This is a genomic window from Mammaliicoccus lentus, assembly GCF_947036595.1.
In the GTDB taxonomy this organism is placed as follows: Bacteria; Bacillota; Bacilli; order Staphylococcales; family Staphylococcaceae; genus Mammaliicoccus; species Mammaliicoccus lentus.
In genome coordinates this window covers 1,510,709-1,533,526 of record NZ_OX344834.1, presented here as the reverse complement: position 1 = coordinate 1,533,526, position 22,818 = coordinate 1,510,709, and the positions used below count along the sequence as shown (strand labels likewise).

Below are 22,818 nucleotides of genomic sequence, written 5' to 3'. Positions count from 1 at the left end.
AAATCCCTCCAATACTTTAATAGTTTAAAGCAAGTTAGTGTATGAAAGCAAGTGTTATTGATTTATTTCTATAAAAGTTTAAAATATTAATTAATATGAAATAAGTAGGGAGTGGAGAAAATGACAATCAATGTAAATGATACAATCGTAACAATTAAAGAACTTGTTAATATTAATAGTCCATCAGGTTTTGCAGATCCAGCAATTGAATATTGCCAAAAATTCGCTGAAGCACTTAATTATGAAACAAGTTTAACACATAAAGGTGGATTATTAATTAATGTACCTGGTAAAAATGATGATAAACAACGTGTTATTACTGCACATGTTGATACACTCGGTGCGATTGTAAAAGATATAAAAGAAGACGGCCGATTAAAATTAGATTTAATAGGTGGATTTAGTTGGAATGCTATCGAAGGGGAATATTGTACAATTACGACACAAAGTGGATTAGAAATATCAGGCACAATCTGTTTACATGAAACAAGCGTTCACGTTTATAAAAATAATACTGAAATCCCTCGAGATGCTGAACATATGGAAGTACGAATAGATGAAAAAGTATTTTCAGCAGATGACACTAGAAATTTAGGAATTGAGATTGGTGATTCTGTTAGCTTTGAACCTCGCTTTGAACATACTGCTTCAGGATTTGTTAAATCTAGACACCTTGATGACAAAGCAAGCGTCGCGATGATTATTCAATTTTTAAAATATTTGAAAGAAGAAAATGTCGAATTACCACATACGACTCAATTTTATATTTCAAATAACGAAGAAATAGGTTATGGTGCAAACTCAAATATTTCTGATAAAGTCGTTGAATTAATAGCATTTGATATGGGTGCTCTAGGAGATGGACAAGCTTCAGATGAATATACAGTATCCATTTGTGTAAAAGATGGTTCTGGGCCATATCATGTTGGATTAAGAAATCATTTTGTTGATTTATGCAAAGAAAATGATATTAAATATAAATTAGATATTTATCCATATTATGCATCAGATGCATCAGCAGCTTTACGTGCTGGAGCAGATATCCGTCACGGGTTATTTGGCCCTGGAATAGAGTCTTCTCACGCTTTAGAACGTACACACGAAGATTCAATTTTAGAAAGTGAAAAGTTATTAAGAGCTTATTGCTTATCCGAAATTAACAGTTAATTTAAATATTAAGGGTTGACTTTAAAAAAATTATCTCGTATAGTGTATTTAAATTAATCCGATAAGCAATTGTCGGAATTTGAAAGATAAGTATCTCGTGATGTTAGTAGCAATCAGAAAGCTAATGGTTGATGTAAATTAGCACTGCACACAGTGAGAGAATTGGGCTTTCAAATTATAAAATTTAATGTGATTTTTAAAGTGAACATGATAATGAATGTTAACTAAGGTGGCACCACGGTAACGCGTCCTTACAGAATGCGTTACTGTGGTGTCTTTTTTGTATAGAAAAATATCAGTGGTCATAAGTATAAATTTAAGAATGTAGTTAAAGAAAGTTAGTGGTTGATGGAAACTAACACACTTAAATTTAGAATTGGGGATCATGTAGTTAAAGCTAAATATAGAATGAGTGAATAAGTGTTAACTTATTAATGAAGGTGGTACCGCGCAAAAGCGTCCTGTTGTATAGGATGTTGTTGCGCGGTTTTTTTATTTAGGAGGTAAAGAGAATGAACGTAAAATATAAAAGATTAAATGCTGATGTTACACCAGAAACATTAGGACAAATTGATAAGAAGAAAATGATATTAGAAAGTGCAAGTACGAATCAAATGAAAGGTAGATTTTCAATTGTAGCTTTTGATGCAATCGGTAAAGTGAACCTTTTTGATGAGTATTTTCAAATAAATATAAACGGACAAGAATCGGTTACACATGATGGACCTTATGAAGCATTAGAACAATTTATTAATGAAATGAAAGCAGATAATATTCCAGAACCACTTAAACATTTACCATTTGTTTCAGGAATGATTGGTTATTGTAGCTTCGACTTAATTAGATATCAAAATAAAATTTTAAAAAGTATAGAAGTTTCATCTGAATATCCAGACGCTTCATTTAACCTAGTTGAATCAGTATATGTATTTGATCATTTTAAAGAAGATTTATTTGTTATAACGAGTAATCTTTTCAGTAATAGAGATGAACAAGCATTGAATCAAGAATTAGACAACATGATAGAAGAGCTTCAAAATATTAAACTTTTTGAAAACAAAATTAATCATCATAAAAAAGGTGATTTAGAAACGAATATTTCTGAAGAAGCTTTTATGGAAGAAGTTTCATATTACAAAGATTTAATTAGTAAAGGCGATATGTTTCAAGTTGTTCCTTCTCGTATCTATAAATATAAACACTTTTTTGAAAATGAAAATAAAGACACTTTGAAATTACAGATGTATAAAAATTTAAAACGACAAAATCCAAGTCCTTATATGTATTACATCGATGATGAAGAAAGAACGATTATAGGTTCTTCACCAGAAAGCTTCATAAAAAAAGAAGGCAAAATTATCACAACAAATCCTATTGCAGGCACTAACAAAAGAGGAAAGACAGAAGAAGAAGATTTAGCAAATGAACAAGCTTTAATCAACGATGAAAAAGAATTATCAGAACACCGTATGCTTGTTGATTTAGGTAGAAATGATTTAAACATAATAGCAAAAACTGGTTCAGTCCATATGCCGAAACTTATGACGGTTGAAAAATTTGAGCATGTCATGCACATCGTGACAATAGTTGAAGGAGAAATTAAACCGGAAGTAACACCGCTTCAAATGATTACAGCTTTACTGCCTGCTGGCACAGTTTCAGGTGCACCGAAGACGCGAGCTATAACGCGTATATACGAAACGAGAAAACAAAAAAGAGGTATATACGCTGGTGGCGTTGGTTATATAAATTGTAATCATGATTTAGACTTTGCTTTAACAATTCGAACGATGGTTGTTGATTCAGAGTATATCAATGTAGAAGCAGGATGCGGTGTAGTTTATGATTCTGTACCACAAAAAGAATTACAAGAAACGAAGATAAAAGCTAAAAGTTTATTGGAGGTATCGCCATGATATTAGTGATAGATAATTATGATTCATTTACTTATAACTTAGTCAATTTAATAAAGCAATATGATGAAGTTATCATTCATCATCCGGATGAAGCACCATTAGATCTGGAAATAGACGGTTTAGTAATATCACCGGGTCCTGGTCATCCGTTAGATACAGACCATTTAAATAAAATTATTAAAGCATATCATGACGTACCAATACTAGGTATTTGTTTAGGCGCACAAGCATTAACTTGTTACTACGATGGGGAAGTAATTGTAGGAGAAAAAGTAAAACATGGCAAAGTAGACCAAATTGATTTTGTAGAATCATCCAAACTGTATCAAGGATGTGAAACTGGTTTTAATATTATGAGATATCATTCGCTCATAAGTGATGAAAAATCTTTTCCTAATTGCTTAAAAATAACAGGGAGAACACCCGATGCAATACAGTCGTTTGAACATCAAATTAACCCGCATTTCGGAATACAATATCATCCAGAATCATTTGCATCAGATAATGGAGATAAAATAATTAATACATTTGTAAATATAACAAAGGAAGGTGCACAAAATGAACACATTAAAACAACTCATCCAATATCGTAATTTAGATCAACAAGAAATGAAATCATTTGTGCAATTAATGATGAATGAAACAGAAGATGTTTCATTGAAAGTTGCTCACTTAGTTGCGCTAAGCATGAAAGGAGAAACATCTGATGAATTATCTTATTTAACAGAAAACCTTATAGCGACAACTTATAAAAATAGACCATATATAGAAGATAGTATTTGTGTTTGTGGCACAGGTGGTGATCATTCAGGTAGTTTCAATATATCGACTACCGCTTCATTTGTTGTAGCTGCAGCTGGATTGAAAGTATTGAAACACGGTAATAAAAGTATCACATCTAAAACGGGTAGCATTGATATATTATCTGCGTTAAATATTCAAACGACACCAATTAATGAAGCAACTAAAAGAGTTAATGATACAAACTTAGCTTTTTTAAGTGCTACTGAAACATATCCGATTATGAAAACTGTGCAACCAGTAAGAAAAACAATCACAACACCAACTACTTTTAATTTAATTGGTCCAATGATTCATCCTTACAAATTAGATTATCAAGTGATGGGTGTATATGATGAATCAAAATTATCTACTATTGCAGAAGCACTATATAAATTAGGTCGCAAACGTGCAATTGTACTACATGGTGCTGGTGGAATGGATGAAGCAACTTTATCTGGAGATAATATTATTTATGAAATTTCACAAGAAGAAGGCATCAAAAATTATACGATAAACGCAGAAGACTTTGGTTTACAAGCTGCATCAAATGATTCTTTAAAAGGTGGAACAGCTGAAGAAAATAAGCATATCACGTTAAATATCTTATCAGGACAAGACAATGGTCCTAAAAGAGATGTAGTCGTATTAAACGCTGCACTTGCATTATATATTGGTGGAGTAGTTGAAACGATTGAAGAAGGTATAGAAAAATCTCAAAGTATTATCGATAACAAAGAAGCGCTAGCTATACTAGATCAAGTAGGAGGACAAGTATATGACAATATTGGATGAAATCGTTGAATATAAAAAATCATTACTAGCTACAAATTATTATGAAACAAAGATGGAAGAATTAGAAAAAGTAGACGTACAACATAAAACAACATTTTTAAATCGTGTAAAAACAGACGATAGATTGAATATCATTGCAGAATTAAAAGCAAAAAGTCCAACAGTTTCAGACATACCTAAAAGAGATATGGCTACACAAATTAAATTGTATGAACAATATGGTGCTTCAGCAATTTCTATTTTGACAGATGAAAAGTACTTTGATGGCAGTTATGAACGTTTACAAAGCTTAACGACTAAAACAACATTACCAGTATTGTGTAAAGATTTTATAATCGATAAAAGACAAATAGACTTAGCTCATCAAGTAGGCGCTTCTATTATCTTACTAATCGTTAATATATTAACAGAAACACAATTGAAAGATTTATATGAATATGCAACACAAAAAGGTTTAGAAGTATTAGTAGAAGTACATGATAAAGAAGAATTAGCAATTGCTCATAAAACAAATGCCGAGTTAATCGGTGTGAACAATAGAGATTTAAAACGTTTTGTAACGGATGTTAAACATACAAATGAAATATTAACTACGAAGAAACAAGGTGTAACGTATATCTCTGAAAGTGGTATACGCACTGAAGAAGATATAGTAGAAATTACAAAGAGTGGTGTAGACGGCGCACTTATCGGCGAAACTTTAATGAAACATCCAGATTTAGAAACATTTCTACCAAGTATTCGAGTGTTAAAAAGGGGTGAACAGGATGTACATTAAATGTTGTGGCTTTAAAGAGAAATCGGACATCGAAACAGCTGTTAAATATCAAGCTGATGCAATAGGTTTTATCACTTTTCCTAAAAGTAAACGCTATGTAACGGTGGAAGAAATTAGCACTTTAAGTAAAGATATCGATGATAAAGTCGGTAAAGTCGCAATTGTTGTAAATCCAACAATTAAAGATATAGAAGCATTAGTAGAAAGTACTTCCATAAACACAATACAATTTCATGGTGATGAAACAGTTGATTTCATTGAAAAAGTGAAAATAAAATATCCAAATATAAAAATTTTTAAAGCATTGCCAGCCAATGATTCTTTAGAAGACAATATTCAATTATTTAAAGGACAAGTTGATTTATTTTTAATTGATACACCTTCGAAAGATTATGGTGGAACAGGAAAATCTTATGATTGGTCTATATTGGAGCATATAGAAGATGTGCCATATTTAATAGCTGGTGGTTTAGATTTAGAAAAGATACAACAAATTGAAAAACGTGAATTATCTAATATAGGGTATGACATATCTAGCGGCATTGAAACAGAAGGTAAAAAAGACAACTCAAAAATTAAAACATTATTAACACAATTGAAGGGATGATAAAAATGGCTGATGAAATACAATTAGAAGCTGACGATTTAGGATTTTTTGGTGAATTTGGTGGGCAATATGTACCAGAAACACTAATGCCAGCAATTCAAGAATTAAATGAAACTTATCAAAAATTAAAAAATGATCCAGAATTTCATAAAACATTGAATGCTTATTTAAAAGATTATGTAGGTCGAGAAACACCTTTAACTTATGCAAAAAGATATACAGAAGCATTAGGTGGCGGAAAAATTTATTTAAAAAGAGAAGATTTAAACCATACTGGTGCTCATAAAATTAATAACGCATTAGGACAAGCTTTAATCGCTCAAAAAATGGGCAAAAGAAAATTAGTTGCAGAAACAGGTGCAGGACAACACGGTGTGGCAAGCGCCACAATCGCTGCTTTGTTTGACATGGAACTTATAGTGTTTATGGGTGAAGAAGATATTGAACGCCAAGCGTTAAACGTATTTAGAATGGAACTACTAGGTGCTAAAGTTGTACCTGTTACTGATGGTCAAGGTACTTTATCAGATGCTGTTAACAAAGCTTTACAATATTGGGTTTCAAACGTTGAAGATACACATTATTTACTTGGCTCAGCATTAGGACCACATCCATTTCCTACTATAGTAAGAGACTTACAAAGCGTTATTGGTAAAGAGATTAAAACGCAAATTTTAGAGAAAGAATCTCGTTTACCTGATGCAGTTGTAGCTTGTATAGGGGGAGGTTCAAATGCAATTGGAACATTCTATCCGTTCGTTAATGACGAAGAAGTTAAATTGTATGGTGTAGAAGCTGCAGGTAAAGGTGTCGATACTAAGAAACACGCACTTGCAATCAACAAAGGTAAGCCTGGTGTACTACATGGTTCAAGAATGTATCTCGTACAAGATGAAAATGGACAAATAGAATTAGCGCACTCTATTTCAGCAGGGCTTGATTACCCTGGTGTAGGACCAGAGCATAGTTATTATAACAATATTGGTCGAGTAGAATATCCGAATGCAAGTGATAAAGAAGCGATGGATTCATTGATTAAATTTACTCAACTTGAAGGCATTATTCCAGCGATCGAAAGTGCTCACGCATTAAGTTACGTGGAAAAACTAGCTCCAACTATGGATAAAGATGAAATTATTGTTGTCACAGTTTCAGGACGTGGTGATAAAGATATGGAAACGATTAGAAAATATATGCAAAATCAAAAGGGTGAACAAAATGAGTAAATTATTTATACCATATATAATGGCTAACAAAGATTTTATTGGAAATGTGAAATTAATGGATAAGTATGGAGCTAACTACATTGAAATAGGATTGCCATTTTCTGATCCTGTAGCAGATGGACCAACAATTATGAAAGCTGGCCAAGAGGCAATTAAACAAGGTATGAATGTAAATAAAATCATCGATGAATTAACCGAACATAAAAACGACATACATACACCATATCTATTTATGACTTATTATAATTTAATTGATGCTTATGGTGTAGAACGTTTCATCGAGCGTATAGATGAAGCTAATGTATATGGATTAATTATTCCAGATTTACCATTTGAATTGGGTCAACGATTCAAAGAAAAATTAGCAAAAACAAATGTGAAATTAATACCTTTAATTGCGATGACATCAAGTGATGAACGAATTAAACAAATTGCAGAACATGCAGAAGGTTTTATTTACACAGTTACGATGAACGCAACTACAGGTGATGGTAGAGGATTCCATGAATCACTTAAAGATAAAATAAAATTTATACAACAACATTCTCAAGTACCTGTTGTTTGTGGATTTGGTATTAAAACAGAGGAACATGTTAAAGAAATTAAATCGTTTAGCGATGGGGTTGTTATAGGTAGTGAAATCGTAAAAAGGTTAGAACAAGATCCAACTACGGATACAATCGAATATATAAAGTCTATTAGAAATGCTTTAGACGAAAAATAAAGTTTACAAACCCTTCAAACAAGAAATAGAAGTTAACATCATGTATAATCGGATGTAACAAAAGAAAAGGAGTGTTTCTAATGAGCAAAAAATTACTTATGGTTGTAACAAATACATCTCAATTTAAAGATGGTAAACCAACTGGATTATGGCTAGAAGAAGCAGCAATTCCTTACAAAGTTTTCATCAAAAATGGAATAGAAGTGGACATCGCATCAGTTAGTGGTGGTAGTGTGCCAATCGATCCAAATTCAACACAAAATGATGAAACGAAAGAATATCATGATGTTTTAGAAAAACTTCAACAAACTTACGGAATTAAAGATATCGTATTTGAAAATTATGATGGCATATTCTTACCAGGTGGTCACGGGACAGTATTTGATTTCCCTAACAATCCTGATTTAGAGAATATGTTAGCTTATTATAAAGAGAAAAATAAGGTGATTGGTTCAGTTTGTCATGGACCAAGCGCATTTATTGGTGCCAAACTACCTAGTGGCGATTATTTAGTTAATGACGTTAAATTAACATCGTTCACAGATAGTGAAGAACAATCAATGGGATTAGAAAAAGACGTTCCATTCTTGTTACAAACTGAATTAGAAAAACAAGGTGCAAGATTCGTTAAAGGTAGTGATTTCGACTCACACACAGTAGTAGATCGTAATTTTGTAACCGGACAAAATCCTAATTCAAGTGAAGAAGTAGCAGAAAAAATTGTAAATGTTTTAAAATAATAAAGTGATGGAAAAAGCAGGCTGGGACATACATAAATGTCTCAGCTCTGTTTGTTTTAGAAGATCTCTAACGTGTAAATGTATAAAGTTAAGTTCTATTCCTTTTTATTCATAACCAATTAGTTATACATTTGTGTCATAAAACTCTATAGTGTGAAGTAAAATAATGGTATAGTAATGAGTATTGTTTTAGAATAAAGGTAAAATAATGTATAATTGTATTAAATACATAAATATTAGATTGGGAGTATTGTATAAATGAAATTTACAAATTTAACGACTGGTGAATTTGAAACATTTACTAATAACATGCCATATGCTCATTTTACTCAGACAGTGGGTAACTATGAACTAAAGACATCAGAGGGCACTTCAACACATTTAGTTGGTGTAAAGAATGACCAAGATGAGGTGTTGGCTGCATGTTTGCTTACAAGTGTGCCAGTAATGAAAAAGTTTAATTATTTTTATTCGAATCGAGGGCCAGTAATGGACTTTGATAATAAAGAACTTGTTGACTTCTTTTTTAAAAAAATCGTACCGTATTTAAAAAAGAACAAAGCATTATTCTTTAGAATTGATCCTTATTTACCATATCAATTAAGAGATCATGACGGTAACGTTCTAAAGAGCTTTAAACGTGATAATTTAATTCAGCAATTTGAATCTTTAGGATATGAACATCAAGGTTTTACAACTGGTTTCCACCCAATACATCAAATTAGATGGCATTCTGTACTGGACTTAGAAGGTATGGACGAAAAGTCATTAATTAAAAACATGGATAACTTGAGAAAACGTAACACTAAAAAAGTTCAAAAAAATGGTGTTAAAGTTCGCTTTTTAACTAAAGATGAAATGCCTATATTTAGAAGGTTTATGGAAGATACAACAGAGAAGAAAGATTTCGACGACCGTGGTGACGACTTCTACTACAACAGATTAAAATACTTTGATAATGTTAAAATACCGTTAGCATATATAGATTTCGAAACGTATATACCTCAATTAGAAAAAGACTTTGAGGAACATAATAAAGAAATTGAAAAAGCTGAAAAAGAATTAGAAAAGAAACCAGACAACCAAAAAGCAATCAATAAAATTAATAACTTGAAACAGCAAAGAGAAGCTAACGAAGCTAAATTAGACGAAGCTAAACAATTACAGGCAGAGCACGGTGATACTTTACCAATCGCAGCAGGATTCTTCATCATTAATCCATTCGAAGTTGTTTACTATGCAGGCGGTTCATCAAATGAATATCGTCATTTTGCAGGAAGTTATGCAATACAATGGGAAATGATTAAATACGCATTAGAACACAATATTAATCGCTACAACTTCTATGGAATTAGTGGAGATTTCTCTGAAGATGCACCAGATGCTGGCGTTATTAAATTTAAAAAGGGTTATAATGCAGATGTTTATGAATACATTGGTGACTTTGTGAAACCAATTAATAAACCAGCATATACCGCTTATAAAGTGTTAAAAAAAGTATTAAAAAAATAAACGATTTTCAGTAAGAGAGGAATTTAGATAATATGAAATTTACAGAATTAACCGTTACTGAATACGACGATTTTGTATCTGATAGTCAATATGAAAGTCATTATTTCCAAGTGAAAGAAAATATCAAAACAAGAGAAAATGATGGCTTCCAAGTCGTATTATTAGGTGTTAAAGATGAGAGCAACCAAGTTGTTGCAGCAAGTTTGTTCTCTAAAATACCAACATTAGGCAGTTATGTTTATTATTCAAACCGTGGTCCAGTGATGGATTACAGTGATTTACAATTAGTAGAATACTATTTTAAATCGCTTGAAAAATATTTAAAACAACATCAATGTTTATATGTTAAAGTAGACCCTTACTGGATTTATAACATCTATGATAAAGACCTTAATCCAATAAAAGAAGATGGCCCGAACGACCAAATTGTCGACTTAATAAAATCATTAGGATATCAACACCATGGTTTTACTACACAATATGATCCATCAAGCCAAGTAAGATGGATGGGCGTACTAAACTTAAAAGACAAGACTTTAGCAGAAGTTAAAAAAGGGTTCGATAGCCAGAGAAAACGTAACGTTAATAAAGCTCATAACTACGGTGTGAAAGTTCGTTTTCTAGAAGAAGACGAATTAGATATATTCTTCAAATTATATAGAGAGACTGAAGAAAGAGCAGGCTTTATATCTAAAACAGACGAATACTTTATGAACTTTATCAATACATACGGTTCTAAAGCATTAGTACCATTAGCGTATATAGATTTAAATGAATATATACAATCTACTCAAGAAAACTTAACTGAATTAGAAACGAAACGCGATCAAATGATGGCTAAAGAAAATAAATCAGAAAAGCAACTTAAGAAAATCGCTGAAACTGATAGACAGATTGACCATGCTCAAAAAGAATTACTAGAAACAAGTGAGTTAATGAAGACAGATGGAGAAGTATTAAATCTCTCTGCAGGTGTATTCTTTGAAAACGCATATGAAATCAACTATTTCTCAGGTGGTTCAAGCGAAAAATACAATCACTTCATGGGCCCATATATGATGCATTGGTATATGATTAACTATTGTTTCGATAATGGCTTCGATAGATATAACTTCTACGGTTTATCAGGAGACTTTACTGAAAACAGTGAAGACTACGGTGTATATCGATTCAAACGAGGATTTAATGTACAAATCGAAGAACTTATAGGTGATTTCTACAAACCAATCAATAAGAAAAAGTATTTCTTATACAATACATTACAAAAAGTACGCTCAAAAATTAAAAGATAGAAAATATATAGAAGCTGGGACATAAATACATGTCTCAGCTTCTTTCATTATAGGTGTAATGTCCTTATTGTCACAACTTGTAAAACGTGTCAACAAGAGTAGTCATATTGTCACAACTTGCGAAACGTGTCAATAAGGATAGCCATATTCTCACAACTCGTAAAACGTGTCAACAAGGGTGGCCATATTGTCACAACTCATAAAACGTGTCAATAAGGATAGTCATATTGTCACAACTTGTAATTTGTCTGAATGTTGCAAGACGAGGTGCACGTGCGACATTCATAGCCTAAATTATATAAAAAACAGGTTGAGACATTTATTTATGTCTCAACCTGTTTCAATTCTATTTAATAATGTCTATTAATTCTTTTTTCGATGCTGAGCGTGCTGGTATCCAACCGAATACTATTCCGATTAATGTTGACACACCAACTGCTAAAATTACAGATCCTAGACTGATAACACTTTGTACCATATCAGGTGTTACTGCTTCTACTAGTTTTGATATTAATATACCGAGTATCAATCCTATAATTCCGCCTATGAGACATAATACAATACTTTCAACTAAGAATTGTACTTCTATATCTCTTCCTTTGGCACCAAATGCTCTTCTAATTGCGATTTCTTCTGTTCGTTCTGCTACTGAAATATACATCACATTCATTACACCGATACCTGCAATGAATAGGGAGATACCAGCTACTGCAGCTACGAAGTAAGTAATGGCATCGAATACTTGTGTAATACTTTTCATAACTTCTTCTAAGTCTGTGTATTCGTAATTGCCATCGCTACTACCAGAACCGCTTTTATTTAATTGTTTAGCAGCTTTATTCGCTATTTCTTTCTTTTCGCTATCATCGTTTACTTTAATCTCAAGTTCTGGAAACTTTTGATTTAAGTTACCCATGTATTTACTAAATGTTTGGCTAGGCATATGCACTGCTGAATCATTCATTTCATCATTAGCAATGCCGACTATTTTAAAGCCTTGATCATCAATGAATAATGTTTGTCCTATAGCGTCATTATTAAATACTTCTTTCGCTATTGTTTTATCTACCGTGACAACTTTTTCATTTAATTCATTATCTGTTTTCGAAAATCCATGACCTTCTGTTGTATTTGAAAACTGTTCTTTTTTAATAATATTAACGTTTTGTTGTTTTTGAGCATTTGTTAATTTCGCTGAATAACTTTGATTTTTGTCTTCTTTAATTTTAACGCTTTTAACGCCTTTAATTTGTCTTACCATATCCATATCTTCTTTATCAAAAGGATTTTTAGTGGCGTTATCTGGATTACTAGGCATATAGCTTATCACTGCTTGACCTTTACTTGCACCAGTATCTTCGAATTCTTCTGAAGCTGTCTTTTTAAAGCCATTACCTAATGACATGATTGTTATTACTGCAGCAATACCAATAATGATACCAATCATCGTGAAGATATTCCGACGTTTATTTTTCATAATCGATTTAAGAGATATTGATATAATGTTAGGTAAGTTTTTCATTCAACCACCTCTTCTCGTTGAACACGACCATCTAAAATGTGTATGATGCGATCTGCTTGTTCTGCAACTTTGCGGTCATGTGTGACGATAATCATAGTTGTGTTTTTATCACGATTTAACCGTACGAATAAATCCATAATATCTTTAGATGTTTGAGAATCTAGTGCGCCGGTAGGTTCATCGGCAATAATAAATTTCGGTTGGTTTACAATCGAACGTGCTATAGCAACACGTTGTTGTTGTCCGCCTGATAATTTACTAGGTACTAAATTCTTTTTATCTTCAATGCCAACTTCTCTTAAAACGGATTCTACATGACGCTTTCTTTCTTTTGTGGACATACCTGAATAAAGTAGGGGGATGCTCACATTTTCTAATATCGTATTATTTTGTATTAATTTAAAGTTTTGAAAGACAAATCCGACTGTTTTATTTCTTACAGCAGCAAGCTTATTATCTGAAACATTTTGGTAGTTTTCTTGATTAAATAAATATTCACCAGTATAGCCTCGATCTATAAAGCCTAAAATATTAATCAATGTACTTTTTCCTGAACCAGAAGGCCCCATTATTGCAATAAACTCACCAGTATCAATCGAAATATTAATATCTTTCAAAATATGGTTTGTTTCTTCGCCATTCTTAAAGTGTCGATTAACATTTACTAAATTAATCATGAGGATACCTCAACTTTATCACCATTATTTAATGATTTTTTAGGTGAAACAATCAGTTTTTCTCCTTTTTTAAGACCTTTTTTAACAAATATTTCACCATTTTGACGTTCGATATTAAGATGACGTTTTTCAACTTTATTATCTTTGTTTAATACGAAAACATCATTATTTCTAGTTAATACACTCTTAGGTAGTTTAATAGCATCTATAGGGATTTCTGCTTCTGTAGAAAAACCACTGCGAATAGGTAAGTCGATTTTTCCTATTGTGACTTGGTATTTTGAGTTGTCCTTATTTAAAGTAGGGTTATTGGACACAGGATTTGAAGCCTGTGAACTTCCTTCTTCGCTATCGCCTTGACTCATACCAGCACCAGTAGCACCTTTTTCTTCATAGTTACTAGGTAGTTCAGATATTTTCGTGATTTTACCATGACCTTTTTCGCCAGTACTATTAACCTTGATGTTAACTGAATCTCCGACTTTTATTTTGTTCACATCAAATTCAGAAACAGAAGATTTAATTTGAGTTTCATTTGCTATCAATTTTAATATAGATTCTCCGCTTGCAGCATCTGTATCATTGTCCATTTCAATTACACCGTCAAATGATGCATAAGTACTATCATTAATTTGTTTAGTATACTGAGATAGTTCTTTTTGTGCTTCATTCAATGCGTTTAAATCTTGATTTAACTTCTTTTGTAAATCGTTGTTGTTCGGTTGCTGATTAATATTTTGATAGTCTTGATTAACTACATTTTGCGCGTCGTTAACCTTACTTGATAAGTCCTGTCTTTTTTGATCGTTGATATTGTAGTTGATTAAAGTATCGCCTTGCTTTACTTTTTCTCCGTCTTCAACCAAAGTACTCACTAAATCACCTAACTGATCATTGTTATTATATGTTTTTATTTTAGATGGGGAAGCTTTCCCAGAAATGTTTAAAGGCGATTCTTCCTTAACTTGATATGTATCATAACCGTCACTTTTCTTGTCATTATCATTACTAGTCTGTTTTACAATATATGCAGTCAAGACTAATAAGAGAATAACGATGATACCGATTATCCAAATGAGTTTCTTCTTCAAAATTTTTCACTCCTATATTAAAAATGTCTACCCCAAAATAATAACATATATTGTATAAAAATATATGGAATTCGAGGCAAATGGTGATATTATATAAATATAAATTTATTTAAATAGGGGGATCTTAGCTGAAAATTTTTATAAATTTAGAGAAAAACCAAAGTGGCTAGTAAACATGATATTATGTATTGTATTAGAATTAATCATAGTATGGATATTTACGTTGACATCATCAAAATTAAGCATAATATCTGATGTAAAAGCATCAAGTTTGTTTGCAGCGACAACATTTATCTAGGCGTGTTTGATCTCGGAATATTGATAGAAGGATATTTAATAGCAATCTTATTATATGAAACAAGCAGATTATCAGGAAAAGCATCAATAATTTAGAGTGTCGTAATGGTTGTAATTTCTATAATCATAAGTTTAATAATTGCATGAGTTAAGTAAATAAGGAAACAAATGTGACTAAAATCTCTTTCAAATATAAAAATCTCTCAATTAAGTAGTTAAAAACTATGGATTGGGAGATTTTTTTACTTTATAGTTTAGCGAAAAAATACGTAAATATTCAAATTTGAAATATTTTATTGAATATTTATCTAAAAATTTGAATCTGTATATATACTGCTATAAAAGCTTCTAAGACAAATAATTAGTTATTGAAACATCTGAATTTTCAAATAATTGTGTAAAAATACTTGATATTATGAATGCGTTTCCATATAATAAATAACTATAAACATCATTATGTATTTTAAAACATCATTATCTTAATGGAGGCGTTAATTTATAAAGTATTTATCAACAATAAGATTCTGCTACCACTATATTTATAACTTGTAACTTTAGGAATATATAAACCAAAAGGGGGATTAAAAATGGATAATATTGCATTTACTTTAATAACGTGCGCACTTTTTATGGGGGGAGTCGCATGGTATTCCTATTATAAAACAAAAAATACTATAAATGATTCTGAAGGTTATTTTTTAGCAGGGAGAGGATTAACAGGTGGTTTTATAGCAGGTTCATTAGTTTTAACAAATTTATCCGCAGAACAATTAATTGGCCTAAATGGACAAGGATATAATGCCAATATGTCTAGCATGGGTTGGGAGGTAACTGCAGGTTTTTCAGTTATTATATTGTCAGTTATTTTATTACCGAAATATTTAGGAGGAGCATTTACAACGCTTCCACAATTTATCAATAATCGTTTTGATAAGGGGACTCGATTATTAATTGTCTTTCTATTTATGTTAGGTTATGGATTAATTACAATTCCCGCTGTTTTATATTCAGGTTCAATCGCAGTATTACAATTATTTGATATACCTAGTATGTTAGGTATAACTTTTGAACAATCAATGTGGGTAGTTGTTTGGATAGTGGGTATTATTGGATCTATTTATGCAATTTTCGGAGGACTTAGAGCTGTTGCAATTTCGGATACAATTAATGGAATAGGTTTGTTAATTGTTGGTTTACTTGTTCCGATACTTGGATTTATTGCTTTAGGTAGTGGTAATTTATTTGATGGCATGGAAAAAATTGCGACTGATCATCCCGAGAAAATGAACGCAATTGGATCTAGTAAAGATGATGTCCCTTTCGGTTCAATTTTTACAGGAATGATATTTGCTAATTTATTTTATTGGGGTACTAATCAGTATGTTATTCAAAGAACACTTGGGGCCAAAAGTTTAGCAGAAGGGCAAAAAGGTGCGTTATTTACTGGTTTCTTAAAAATATTAGTACCTTTTCTAATGATGATTCCAGGAGTGATTGCTTATCATTTATACGGACCAGGATTAGAATCGATGGATCTAGCATATCCAACTCTAATTCGAGATATTTTTCCAACATTTCTTAACGGATTTTTCTTAGCTGTTTTACTAGGAGCTGTCTTCTCTAGTTTTAACTCTTTACTGAACAGTGCATCTACATTATTTGTCTATGATATTTATAAAGTGATTATTAATAAGGAAGCTAGTGACAAAAAAATGATAAGAGTCAGTCAATGGTTTGGAACAATTTTAGCGCTTGTTACATTTTTTATTTCACCATTACTAATTAATGCTCCTAACGGTTTATGGACACTAATTAGAGAATTTACAGGATTTTTCAATATTCCAATTATCGCAATAGTATTAGTAGGTATATTCTCTAAAAAAGTTCCTGCTATTGCACCGAAAATTATAATTGTATCTCATGTAATAACTTACTATCTATTAGTTTGGGGATTACCAATGATATTTAATTTTGAACTAACTATTAATTTTATTCATATTCAAGGAATAATGTTTATTGTCGAGGTTGCAATCATGTTATTAATTGGCATGATTAAACCATTAAAAATACCTTTTGTATTTGAGCAAAATTCAAAAGTTGATATGACACCTTGGAAATATACATTACCTGTAACAGTTGTATTACTTAGTACAATGACATTCACTTACATTTTATTTTCTCCAATCGGTTTAGCATCACAAAATAATATTGTATCAATTTGGTTTTGGCCTATGTCAATTTCTTTAATCATTATTTGTATAATATTATATTACATTGCACTTAAATATTGGAATGAAAAATATGAAAAATTGTTAAAGCAACAACATAAAAAAAACATATATAAAAAACATATATATGAACAAGAGATGGATAAGGAGGCGTATAAAAGTGAAAACCTCATTTGAGAAAATAAAAGAGGTCAATCCTACCAAAAATATTAACCATATAGAGAGTAGAGAATTTGAAAAATACGGTAAAATTTTAAAAAGTATTTCTTGTGATTATTTTAAAAACACTATGGAACTCTTTCCCATACCAAAAGAATTTAACCAATATGTTGCTTCAGATAGTACTTTAGAAAACGCAAAAATAAAAAAAGAAATATCTGAGAATATATATGGAGGAATGGAAATACAGATTGGATATTGTAATGGGAAAAATAGTAACTTAAATGCTTTAGAATATCATAAAGGTAGCGAAGTCAATATTGCTGTAACAGATTTAATTCTTATTTTGGGTGATATAAAAGATATTAAAAATAATGAATTTGACTCTAATAAAACAGAATTTTTTTATCTTCCAAAAGGGAGCGTTGTTGAAATTTATCAAACAACATTACATTTTTCTCCATGCAGAGTTCATAAAGAAGGATTTAAATGTATAGTGATTTTACCAAAAGGGACTAATGAATTATTAGAATTAGCTCAAAAAAATTTGTTGGAAGAAAGAGAATTATTATTTATGAAAAATAAATGGTTATTAGCTCATCCTGAAAATAAAAAGCTAATATCAAAAGGAGCATATCCTGGAATAATTGGAGAAAATTTTAATATAAAAATAATTAAAGAATAATTTAAAAGGGAGAGATACAAATGACAATAGAACAAAAAGAATTAGATATTTTAGCAGGATTCAATAAATCCAAATTTGACTATTTGCCTGAAGAGGACCGATATTTGACAGCAGATAAAACCCCTAAATTAAAATTTAATTTAATTGGAACTGGCAACATTGGGCAAGAACATATGAAAGTAACACTAATGGAAGGTAGAGCGACAATAAATGGTATGTATGATCCTAATGGACAAAGTATTGAACAAGCTAAAAATGTTTTTACAAATGAATTAAATGGCGGAAGTATAAAAATATTTAATTCTTTGGAAAAAGCTTGTAACGATTCTGAAGCAGACGCTCTACTAATTTGCACGCCTAATTATACCCACATCGATGTCATCAGAGTTGCGGCTAAAACAGGTAAACATATTTTTCTTGAGAAACCTATGACTACTAATTTAGAAGATGCATATGAATTATTAGAAATATCTAAGGATTATCCAGGTATTTTTCAAATCGGCCTTCAATATCGCTACAAACCTAATTATGTAGAAGCAATTCATGAAGCTTTAGAAAGAAAATCAGTAGGAGATATCAAAACAATATCCATAATGGAACATAGAGTACCATTTTTAGATAAAGTAGGGCAATGGAATAAGTTTACCAAAAAATCTGGAGGAACCTTTGTAGAAAAGTGTTGTCATTATTTTGATTTATTCAATTTATTTGCACAATCTAAGCCTGTTGAAGTATATGCAACAGGAAATCAAGCAGTGAATTTTCAATCGTTTGAATATGAAGGAGAGCAGTCGGATATTATCGATAGTGGATTTGTTATTGTAAAGTATGAAAACGGTGTTCAATGTAATTTTAATTTATCAATGTTTTCACCAATGTTTTATGAAGAACTGGTGCTTTGTGGGAATGAAGGACGTTTAAAAACATCAGAAACAGAACGATTTTTACCTATAAAAAATGACCAATATTATTTTGAACTTATTCGTGGAGGGGGACAACCTTCTAAAATTGCTACACCAGCATATCCACATGAAATTCAAGCGAGTGGACATGGAGGGGCTACATATTATGAGCATGTTTACTTTGTTGATAATATTCTAGGTAAAAAAACATCAACAGCAACAGTTGAAGATGGTTTTTGGTCAATAGTAGTTGGATTGGCTGTGGAAGAATCATTTAGAAAAGAGGAGAAAGTTAATATTCAGGAATTTTTAGCTGAAAAGGAAATAGCAAAATTTAATTAAATAATCATTGAAAATATATAGGGAAGTAGGGATTTGTAATGAGTAATGTTATTTTATACCTTCCAATTGGTAGGAAAACATTTGATTTGAAAGCAGCTGAAGAGCAAAGGGCTCAGAGTTCCAAATTGCTAAATCGTTTAAGTGATCAAGTGATTGAGCCTGACAATATTATTACTTCAATTGAAGATTTATTGTATTTTTTAAATAATGAAGATATTGGAGAAATAACTCGTATAGTATACCAACATTCTACATTTGCTGATGCAGCTGCATTGGTTGAATTAACAGAAATTACAGAAACACCTATAATTGTATGGAGCGTCAGAGAGCCTAGTGTTGGTGGGCGACTACGTTTGAATTCATTAACAGGAGGAAATGCAACAAGTCATCATTTGAAAAATGAAAATTATCAATATGATTTTATTTTTGGTAATGCAAATGAAAAAAATATAGAGCAAAAGTTAATTTCACTTTTAAATAATGAGAAAAATGAAAATAAGGGTATTAAAAATGATTTAAGAATAAATCACAATAATATTAAATTGAATGCTCAACAAAAATCAAAAGTAACAGATGTAATTAATAATCTTAAAGCAATTAATATAGGAGTTTTTGGAGAACATCCTACTGGTTTCTTCTTTTCAGATACTAATGAAGAAGAGCTTAAAAAGAAATTTGGAATATCGATAAAATATTTCAATCTCGATAAAGCTTTTGAAAAATGTATTGAAATTCCTAAGGAGAGATGGATAGTTGAAGTTGAGAGAGCAGAAAAGCAGGTCATAGGATTGAACAGAACTGATGAAACCGTGAAAAGATTCGCTCAATTTTCAACTTATGTGAAAGATAAAATTAATCAAGAAAAATTAACTGGTATAGCCGTACGATGTTATCCAGAGTTTTTTAATAAGTTAGGTGCAGCAGCATGTTCGACATTATCCCAATTCACTGAAGACGGTATTGTTTCATCTTGTGAATCCGATATCCATGGAGCTATATCAATGTCGATTCTTCAACAGCTGTCAGACGGTAACGCACCATATTTAGGCGATATGGTTCACATTAATGAAGACAATAATTCAGTTGTCTTTTGGCATTGCGGAGCTGGTGCTTATTCATTAGCAAATCCTAAAACTGGTGCAAAAACAGGAGTACATCCTAATAGAAAATTAGGATTTACAATGGAATTTGGACTAAAAGCAGGAAAAGTGACTATATTTAGAGTTAGTTATACTAATGAAGGTTATCGTTTATTAATTATGTCAGGAAGAGCCTTAGATACTGAACAACCTTTTAATGGTACATCTGTAGAAGTTAAATTAGCCACAAATGTTGAAAATACTGTTTATGATTTAATGGACGAAGGTTTTGAACCTCATTATGCACTTGTTTACGCTGATATAACAGACGAATTAGTAGAATTAGGAAAACAATTAAATATAGAAACAATAATATATGATAAATCACCGGAAGAAGTTAGTGTATGAAAAAAATTGTTATAGGTCAAGTCGGCGGACCTACGTCTGTTATTAATACAACATTATCAGGATTTATAAAATCTACAAAAGATGACCACGAGCTTTTTTATATAGAAAATGGTTATGAAGGATTATTTTACGGAAGATTTATAAAAGGAGAAGAAAAGTTAAATAAATGGATTATTGATAATGAAAGAGTTCCAGGAGCTTGTTTAGGTTCAGGACGCTTTTCATTATCAGAAAGAGGTATAGAAACATGTGTCGAACAGTTAAAAAGTATAAATGCTGATACTCTTGTAGTTATCGGTGGAAATGGAACTATGAAAGCCTTAAATAAAATAGAAGAAAAATCTACTAAAATAGGTTTTCAAATACAAGTAATAGGATTACCTAAAACTGTAGATAATGATTTAGGAGGAACAGATCACGCGCCTGGATTTGGCAGTGCGGCAAAATATGTTGCACAAACTACACTGGATATTAGTCGAGATTTACGATCCATGAAAAACTTTGAAAAAGTCAGAATACTAGAAACTATGGGTAGAAATAGTGGTTGGTTGGCTTTAGCTTCAGGATTTTTACGAAGATATAAAGAAGATGGTCCACACCTTATATTAATACCTGAAAGAAAAATAACTAAAGAAAAACTGATTGAAAGAGTCAAAGAAATTATTGAAAATTATGGTTATGCAATAATTGTTGTTAGTGAAGGGGTGGAATTAGAAACTTCAGGACAAATTGAAAAGGAAGTAGTGAATGGAAGAAAAATATTGGGAGGAATTTCATCAGCGATTGAAGCTTTACTAAAAAAAGAATTGAAAGTAATGGTTAGAGCTGAACTAATGGGTATGAGTCAACGAAGTTCATCAACATTTATTTCTGAAGTAGATTATAAAGAAGCAAAAGAAGTAGGGATTTATGGAGCTCAATGTGTTTCAGAAGGAAGAAGTAAAATAATGGTTTCCCTTCAAAGAACTAAGCAATTGGACTATAATATAATAAAAATACCAGTTGATTTGAAGGAAGTAGTAAAAGAAGGAGAAAGAAATGTTCCAGATTATTTTATAGATGATTATGAACAATACTATGAATGGTTAAAACCCTTCATAGATATTAACTCCTATCATTATCCTTCACCAATTGCTAGGAGAGATAATAATGTCAAAGAACCATTTTGAAACGCAAAAAGGAGAACCACTTTATCTTCAAGTTAAAAATGAAATATATAGAAGAATACAAGAAGGTGTATGGAAACCAGATACTCTTATTCCTGCAGAACAAGACTTAATAACTGAATTTAATGTGAGTAGGACAACTATCAGACAAGCAATAAATATCCTTGTCCAAGATAATTTACTAGAAAAAAAACAAGGAAGAGGAACTGTTGTTCGTCCTCAAAATTTAATTGGACATTTAGGTAAACTTAAAGGGTTTACAGAAGAAACAAGAGAACGAGGACAAGTACCTAAGTCAAAAGTTTTACGTTCTGAATATAAAGATAATTTGATATTTGAACAAGATATTTTAAATGTGTCAGAAAAAGAATCTATTTTATTGATAGAAAGAATAAGATTAGCCAATGATATCCCAATAGCAATCGAAAGATCGTGTTGGACTAAAAAAATTGGTGAAATTTTAAAGTCTTACGACCTCAATCAAGCACATTATTATGAAGTATTAGAGCAACATAATATTTATCTAAAACGTGCAAAAGAAACAATAAGAGCAATAAATGCAACAATTAATGAAGCTGATTCATTAGGAGTTAGACCAGGAGAAGCATTACTAGAAATGACACGAATAAGTTATGGCATGGATAATCGACCAATTGAGTACACAAAGACTAAATATAGAAGTGATAAGTATCAATATAATATTGAATTAAAAAGATAAGGAGACG

General features: G+C 31.2%; 21 protein-coding genes. 18 read left to right on the top strand and 3 right to left on the bottom strand.

All coding sequences use genetic code 11. The features are described 5' to 3' along the window. Positions 1-120: 120 nt before the first annotated feature. The 11 genes from ACNMOQ_RS07600 to ACNMOQ_RS07550 all read left to right on the top strand — a co-directional run bounded on the left by ACNMOQ_RS07600 (position 121) and on the right by ACNMOQ_RS07550 (position 11,537). Positions 121-1,167, top strand: a complete 1,047-nt coding sequence (locus ACNMOQ_RS07600; RefSeq protein ID WP_103269484.1) for a M42 family metallopeptidase — start codon at positions 121-123, stop codon at positions 1,165-1,167. 512 nt (positions 1,168-1,679) lie between these two features. Then, positions 1,680-3,083: an anthranilate synthase component I gene (locus ACNMOQ_RS07595; RefSeq protein WP_416349644.1), complete on the top strand. Its 1,404-nt coding sequence runs from the start codon at positions 1,680-1,682 to the stop codon at positions 3,081-3,083. Beyond that, a complete protein-coding gene (locus ACNMOQ_RS07590; protein WP_214269870.1) occupies positions 3,080-3,676 on the top strand; it encodes an anthranilate synthase component II in 597 nt (198 codons plus the stop codon). Before ACNMOQ_RS07595 ends, ACNMOQ_RS07590 begins: the two co-directional genes overlap by 4 nt. Further along, positions 3,642-4,658, top strand: coding sequence for an anthranilate phosphoribosyltransferase (trpD, locus tag ACNMOQ_RS07585; protein WP_064205254.1), 1,017 nt, complete (start codon positions 3,642-3,644; stop codon positions 4,656-4,658). The genes ACNMOQ_RS07590 and trpD overlap by 35 nt, the downstream gene beginning before the upstream one ends. Then, on the top strand, positions 4,642-5,436 hold the full coding sequence (trpC, locus tag ACNMOQ_RS07580; RefSeq protein ID WP_016999554.1) for an indole-3-glycerol phosphate synthase TrpC: 795 nt from the start codon (positions 4,642-4,644) through the stop codon (positions 5,434-5,436). The genes trpD and trpC overlap by 17 nt, the downstream gene beginning before the upstream one ends. Next, positions 5,426-6,043 (top strand): phosphoribosylanthranilate isomerase, encoded by a 618-nt coding sequence (locus ACNMOQ_RS07575; protein WP_416349643.1) that lies wholly within the window; start codon positions 5,426-5,428, stop codon positions 6,041-6,043. The genes trpC and ACNMOQ_RS07575 overlap by 11 nt, the downstream gene beginning before the upstream one ends. Before the next feature lie 5 nt (positions 6,044-6,048). Continuing rightward, positions 6,049-7,269: a tryptophan synthase subunit beta gene (gene trpB, locus ACNMOQ_RS07570; protein ID WP_416350398.1), complete on the top strand. Its 1,221-nt coding sequence runs from the start codon at positions 6,049-6,051 to the stop codon at positions 7,267-7,269. After that, positions 7,262-7,993: a tryptophan synthase subunit alpha gene (trpA, locus tag ACNMOQ_RS07565; protein ID WP_416349642.1), complete on the top strand. Its 732-nt coding sequence runs from the start codon at positions 7,262-7,264 to the stop codon at positions 7,991-7,993. The genes trpB and trpA overlap by 8 nt, the downstream gene beginning before the upstream one ends. Before the next feature lie 80 nt (positions 7,994-8,073). Beyond that, on the top strand, positions 8,074-8,733 hold the full coding sequence (locus tag ACNMOQ_RS07560) for a type 1 glutamine amidotransferase domain-containing protein (RefSeq protein WP_064205250.1): 660 nt from the start codon (positions 8,074-8,076) through the stop codon (positions 8,731-8,733). 258 nt (positions 8,734-8,991) lie between these two features. Beyond that, positions 8,992-10,245 (top strand): aminoacyltransferase, encoded by a 1,254-nt coding sequence (locus ACNMOQ_RS07555; protein ID WP_416349641.1) that lies wholly within the window; start codon positions 8,992-8,994, stop codon positions 10,243-10,245. 32 nt (positions 10,246-10,277) lie between these two features. Beyond that, positions 10,278-11,537 (top strand): aminoacyltransferase, encoded by a 1,260-nt coding sequence (locus tag ACNMOQ_RS07550; RefSeq protein ID WP_016999559.1) that lies wholly within the window; start codon positions 10,278-10,280, stop codon positions 11,535-11,537. A 346-nt stretch (positions 11,538-11,883) separates the two neighbouring features. Here ACNMOQ_RS07550 and ACNMOQ_RS07545 read toward each other — a convergent pair whose 3' ends face one another. The 3 genes from ACNMOQ_RS07545 to ACNMOQ_RS07535 are packed head-to-tail and all read right to left on the bottom strand — an operon-like array spanning position 11,884 to position 14,827. Then, positions 11,884-13,059: an ABC transporter permease gene (locus ACNMOQ_RS07545; protein WP_017000597.1), complete on the bottom strand. Its 1,176-nt coding sequence runs from the start codon at positions 13,057-13,059 to the stop codon at positions 11,884-11,886. Further along, entirely contained in the window at positions 13,056-13,736 is a 681-nt protein-coding gene (locus ACNMOQ_RS07540) for an ABC transporter ATP-binding protein (RefSeq protein ID WP_017000596.1), read from the bottom strand. Before ACNMOQ_RS07540 ends, ACNMOQ_RS07545 begins: the two co-directional genes overlap by 4 nt. Continuing rightward, a complete protein-coding gene (locus ACNMOQ_RS07535; protein ID WP_064205248.1) occupies positions 13,733-14,827 on the bottom strand; it encodes an efflux RND transporter periplasmic adaptor subunit in 1,095 nt (364 codons plus the stop codon). Before ACNMOQ_RS07535 ends, ACNMOQ_RS07540 begins: the two co-directional genes overlap by 4 nt. Positions 14,828-15,002: 175 nt before the next feature. Between ACNMOQ_RS07535 and ACNMOQ_RS07530 the strand changes: the two genes are divergently transcribed. From ACNMOQ_RS07530 to ACNMOQ_RS07500, 7 genes are all read left to right on the top strand, one after another. Then, positions 15,003-15,125: a hypothetical protein gene (locus tag ACNMOQ_RS07530; RefSeq protein WP_415362741.1), complete on the top strand. Its 123-nt coding sequence runs from the start codon at positions 15,003-15,005 to the stop codon at positions 15,123-15,125. Positions 15,126-15,711: 586 nt separating this feature from the next. Next, complete coding sequence (locus tag ACNMOQ_RS07525) at positions 15,712-17,529, top strand: solute:sodium symporter family transporter (RefSeq protein ID WP_308864842.1); 1,818 nt, start codon at positions 15,712-15,714, stop codon at positions 17,527-17,529. After that, complete coding sequence (locus ACNMOQ_RS07520) at positions 17,513-18,196, top strand: DUF4867 family protein (RefSeq protein ID WP_308864840.1); 684 nt, start codon at positions 17,513-17,515, stop codon at positions 18,194-18,196. The genes ACNMOQ_RS07525 and ACNMOQ_RS07520 overlap by 17 nt, the downstream gene beginning before the upstream one ends. Before the next feature lie 20 nt (positions 18,197-18,216). Continuing rightward, a complete protein-coding gene (locus ACNMOQ_RS07515) occupies positions 18,217-19,440 on the top strand; it encodes a Gfo/Idh/MocA family protein (RefSeq protein WP_416349640.1) in 1,224 nt (407 codons plus the stop codon). Positions 19,441-19,478: 38 nt separating this feature from the next. Continuing rightward, positions 19,479-20,927, top strand: coding sequence for a hypothetical protein (locus ACNMOQ_RS07510; RefSeq protein ID WP_416349639.1), 1,449 nt, complete (start codon positions 19,479-19,481; stop codon positions 20,925-20,927). Then, positions 20,924-22,096 carry a diphosphate--fructose-6-phosphate 1-phosphotransferase gene (locus ACNMOQ_RS07505; protein ID WP_416349638.1) on the top strand — a complete coding sequence of 391 codons (1,173 nt, stop codon included), beginning with the start codon at positions 20,924-20,926 and terminating at the stop codon, positions 22,094-22,096. The genes ACNMOQ_RS07510 and ACNMOQ_RS07505 overlap by 4 nt, the downstream gene beginning before the upstream one ends. Next, positions 22,077-22,811, top strand: a complete 735-nt coding sequence (locus ACNMOQ_RS07500) for a GntR family transcriptional regulator (protein ID WP_416349637.1) — start codon at positions 22,077-22,079, stop codon at positions 22,809-22,811. The genes ACNMOQ_RS07505 and ACNMOQ_RS07500 overlap by 20 nt, the downstream gene beginning before the upstream one ends. Positions 22,812-22,818 lie beyond the last annotated feature (7 nt).

Coding starts and splice junctions, on each gene's coding strand:
- ACNMOQ_RS07600 (WP_103269484.1), top strand. CDS start 121: ATGACAATCAATGTAAATGATACAATCGTAACAATTAAAGAACTTGTT.
- ACNMOQ_RS07595 (WP_416349644.1), top strand. CDS start 1,680: ATGAACGTAAAATATAAAAGATTAAATGCTGATGTTACACCAGAAACA.
- ACNMOQ_RS07590 (WP_214269870.1), top strand. CDS start 3,080: ATGATATTAGTGATAGATAATTATGATTCATTTACTTATAACTTAGTC.
- trpD (WP_064205254.1), top strand. CDS start 3,642: ATGAACACATTAAAACAACTCATCCAATATCGTAATTTAGATCAACAA.
- trpC (WP_016999554.1), top strand. CDS start 4,642: ATGACAATATTGGATGAAATCGTTGAATATAAAAAATCATTACTAGCT.
- ACNMOQ_RS07575 (WP_416349643.1), top strand. CDS start 5,426: ATGTACATTAAATGTTGTGGCTTTAAAGAGAAATCGGACATCGAAACA.
- trpB (WP_416350398.1), top strand. CDS start 6,049: ATGGCTGATGAAATACAATTAGAAGCTGACGATTTAGGATTTTTTGGT.
- trpA (WP_416349642.1), top strand. CDS start 7,262: ATGAGTAAATTATTTATACCATATATAATGGCTAACAAAGATTTTATT.
- ACNMOQ_RS07560 (WP_064205250.1), top strand. CDS start 8,074: ATGAGCAAAAAATTACTTATGGTTGTAACAAATACATCTCAATTTAAA.
- ACNMOQ_RS07555 (WP_416349641.1), top strand. CDS start 8,992: ATGAAATTTACAAATTTAACGACTGGTGAATTTGAAACATTTACTAAT.
- ACNMOQ_RS07550 (WP_016999559.1), top strand. CDS start 10,278: ATGAAATTTACAGAATTAACCGTTACTGAATACGACGATTTTGTATCT.
- ACNMOQ_RS07545 (WP_017000597.1), bottom strand. CDS start 13,059: ATGAAAAACTTACCTAACATTATATCAATATCTCTTAAATCGATTATG.
- ACNMOQ_RS07540 (WP_017000596.1), bottom strand. CDS start 13,736: ATGATTAATTTAGTAAATGTTAATCGACACTTTAAGAATGGCGAAGAA.
- ACNMOQ_RS07530 (WP_415362741.1), top strand. CDS start 15,003: ATGATATTATGTATTGTATTAGAATTAATCATAGTATGGATATTTACG.
- ACNMOQ_RS07525 (WP_308864842.1), top strand. CDS start 15,712: ATGGATAATATTGCATTTACTTTAATAACGTGCGCACTTTTTATGGGG.
- ACNMOQ_RS07515 (WP_416349640.1), top strand. CDS start 18,217: ATGACAATAGAACAAAAAGAATTAGATATTTTAGCAGGATTCAATAAA.
- ACNMOQ_RS07510 (WP_416349639.1), top strand. CDS start 19,479: ATGAGTAATGTTATTTTATACCTTCCAATTGGTAGGAAAACATTTGAT.
- ACNMOQ_RS07505 (WP_416349638.1), top strand. CDS start 20,924: ATGAAAAAAATTGTTATAGGTCAAGTCGGCGGACCTACGTCTGTTATT.
- ACNMOQ_RS07500 (WP_416349637.1), top strand. CDS start 22,077: ATGTCAAAGAACCATTTTGAAACGCAAAAAGGAGAACCACTTTATCTT.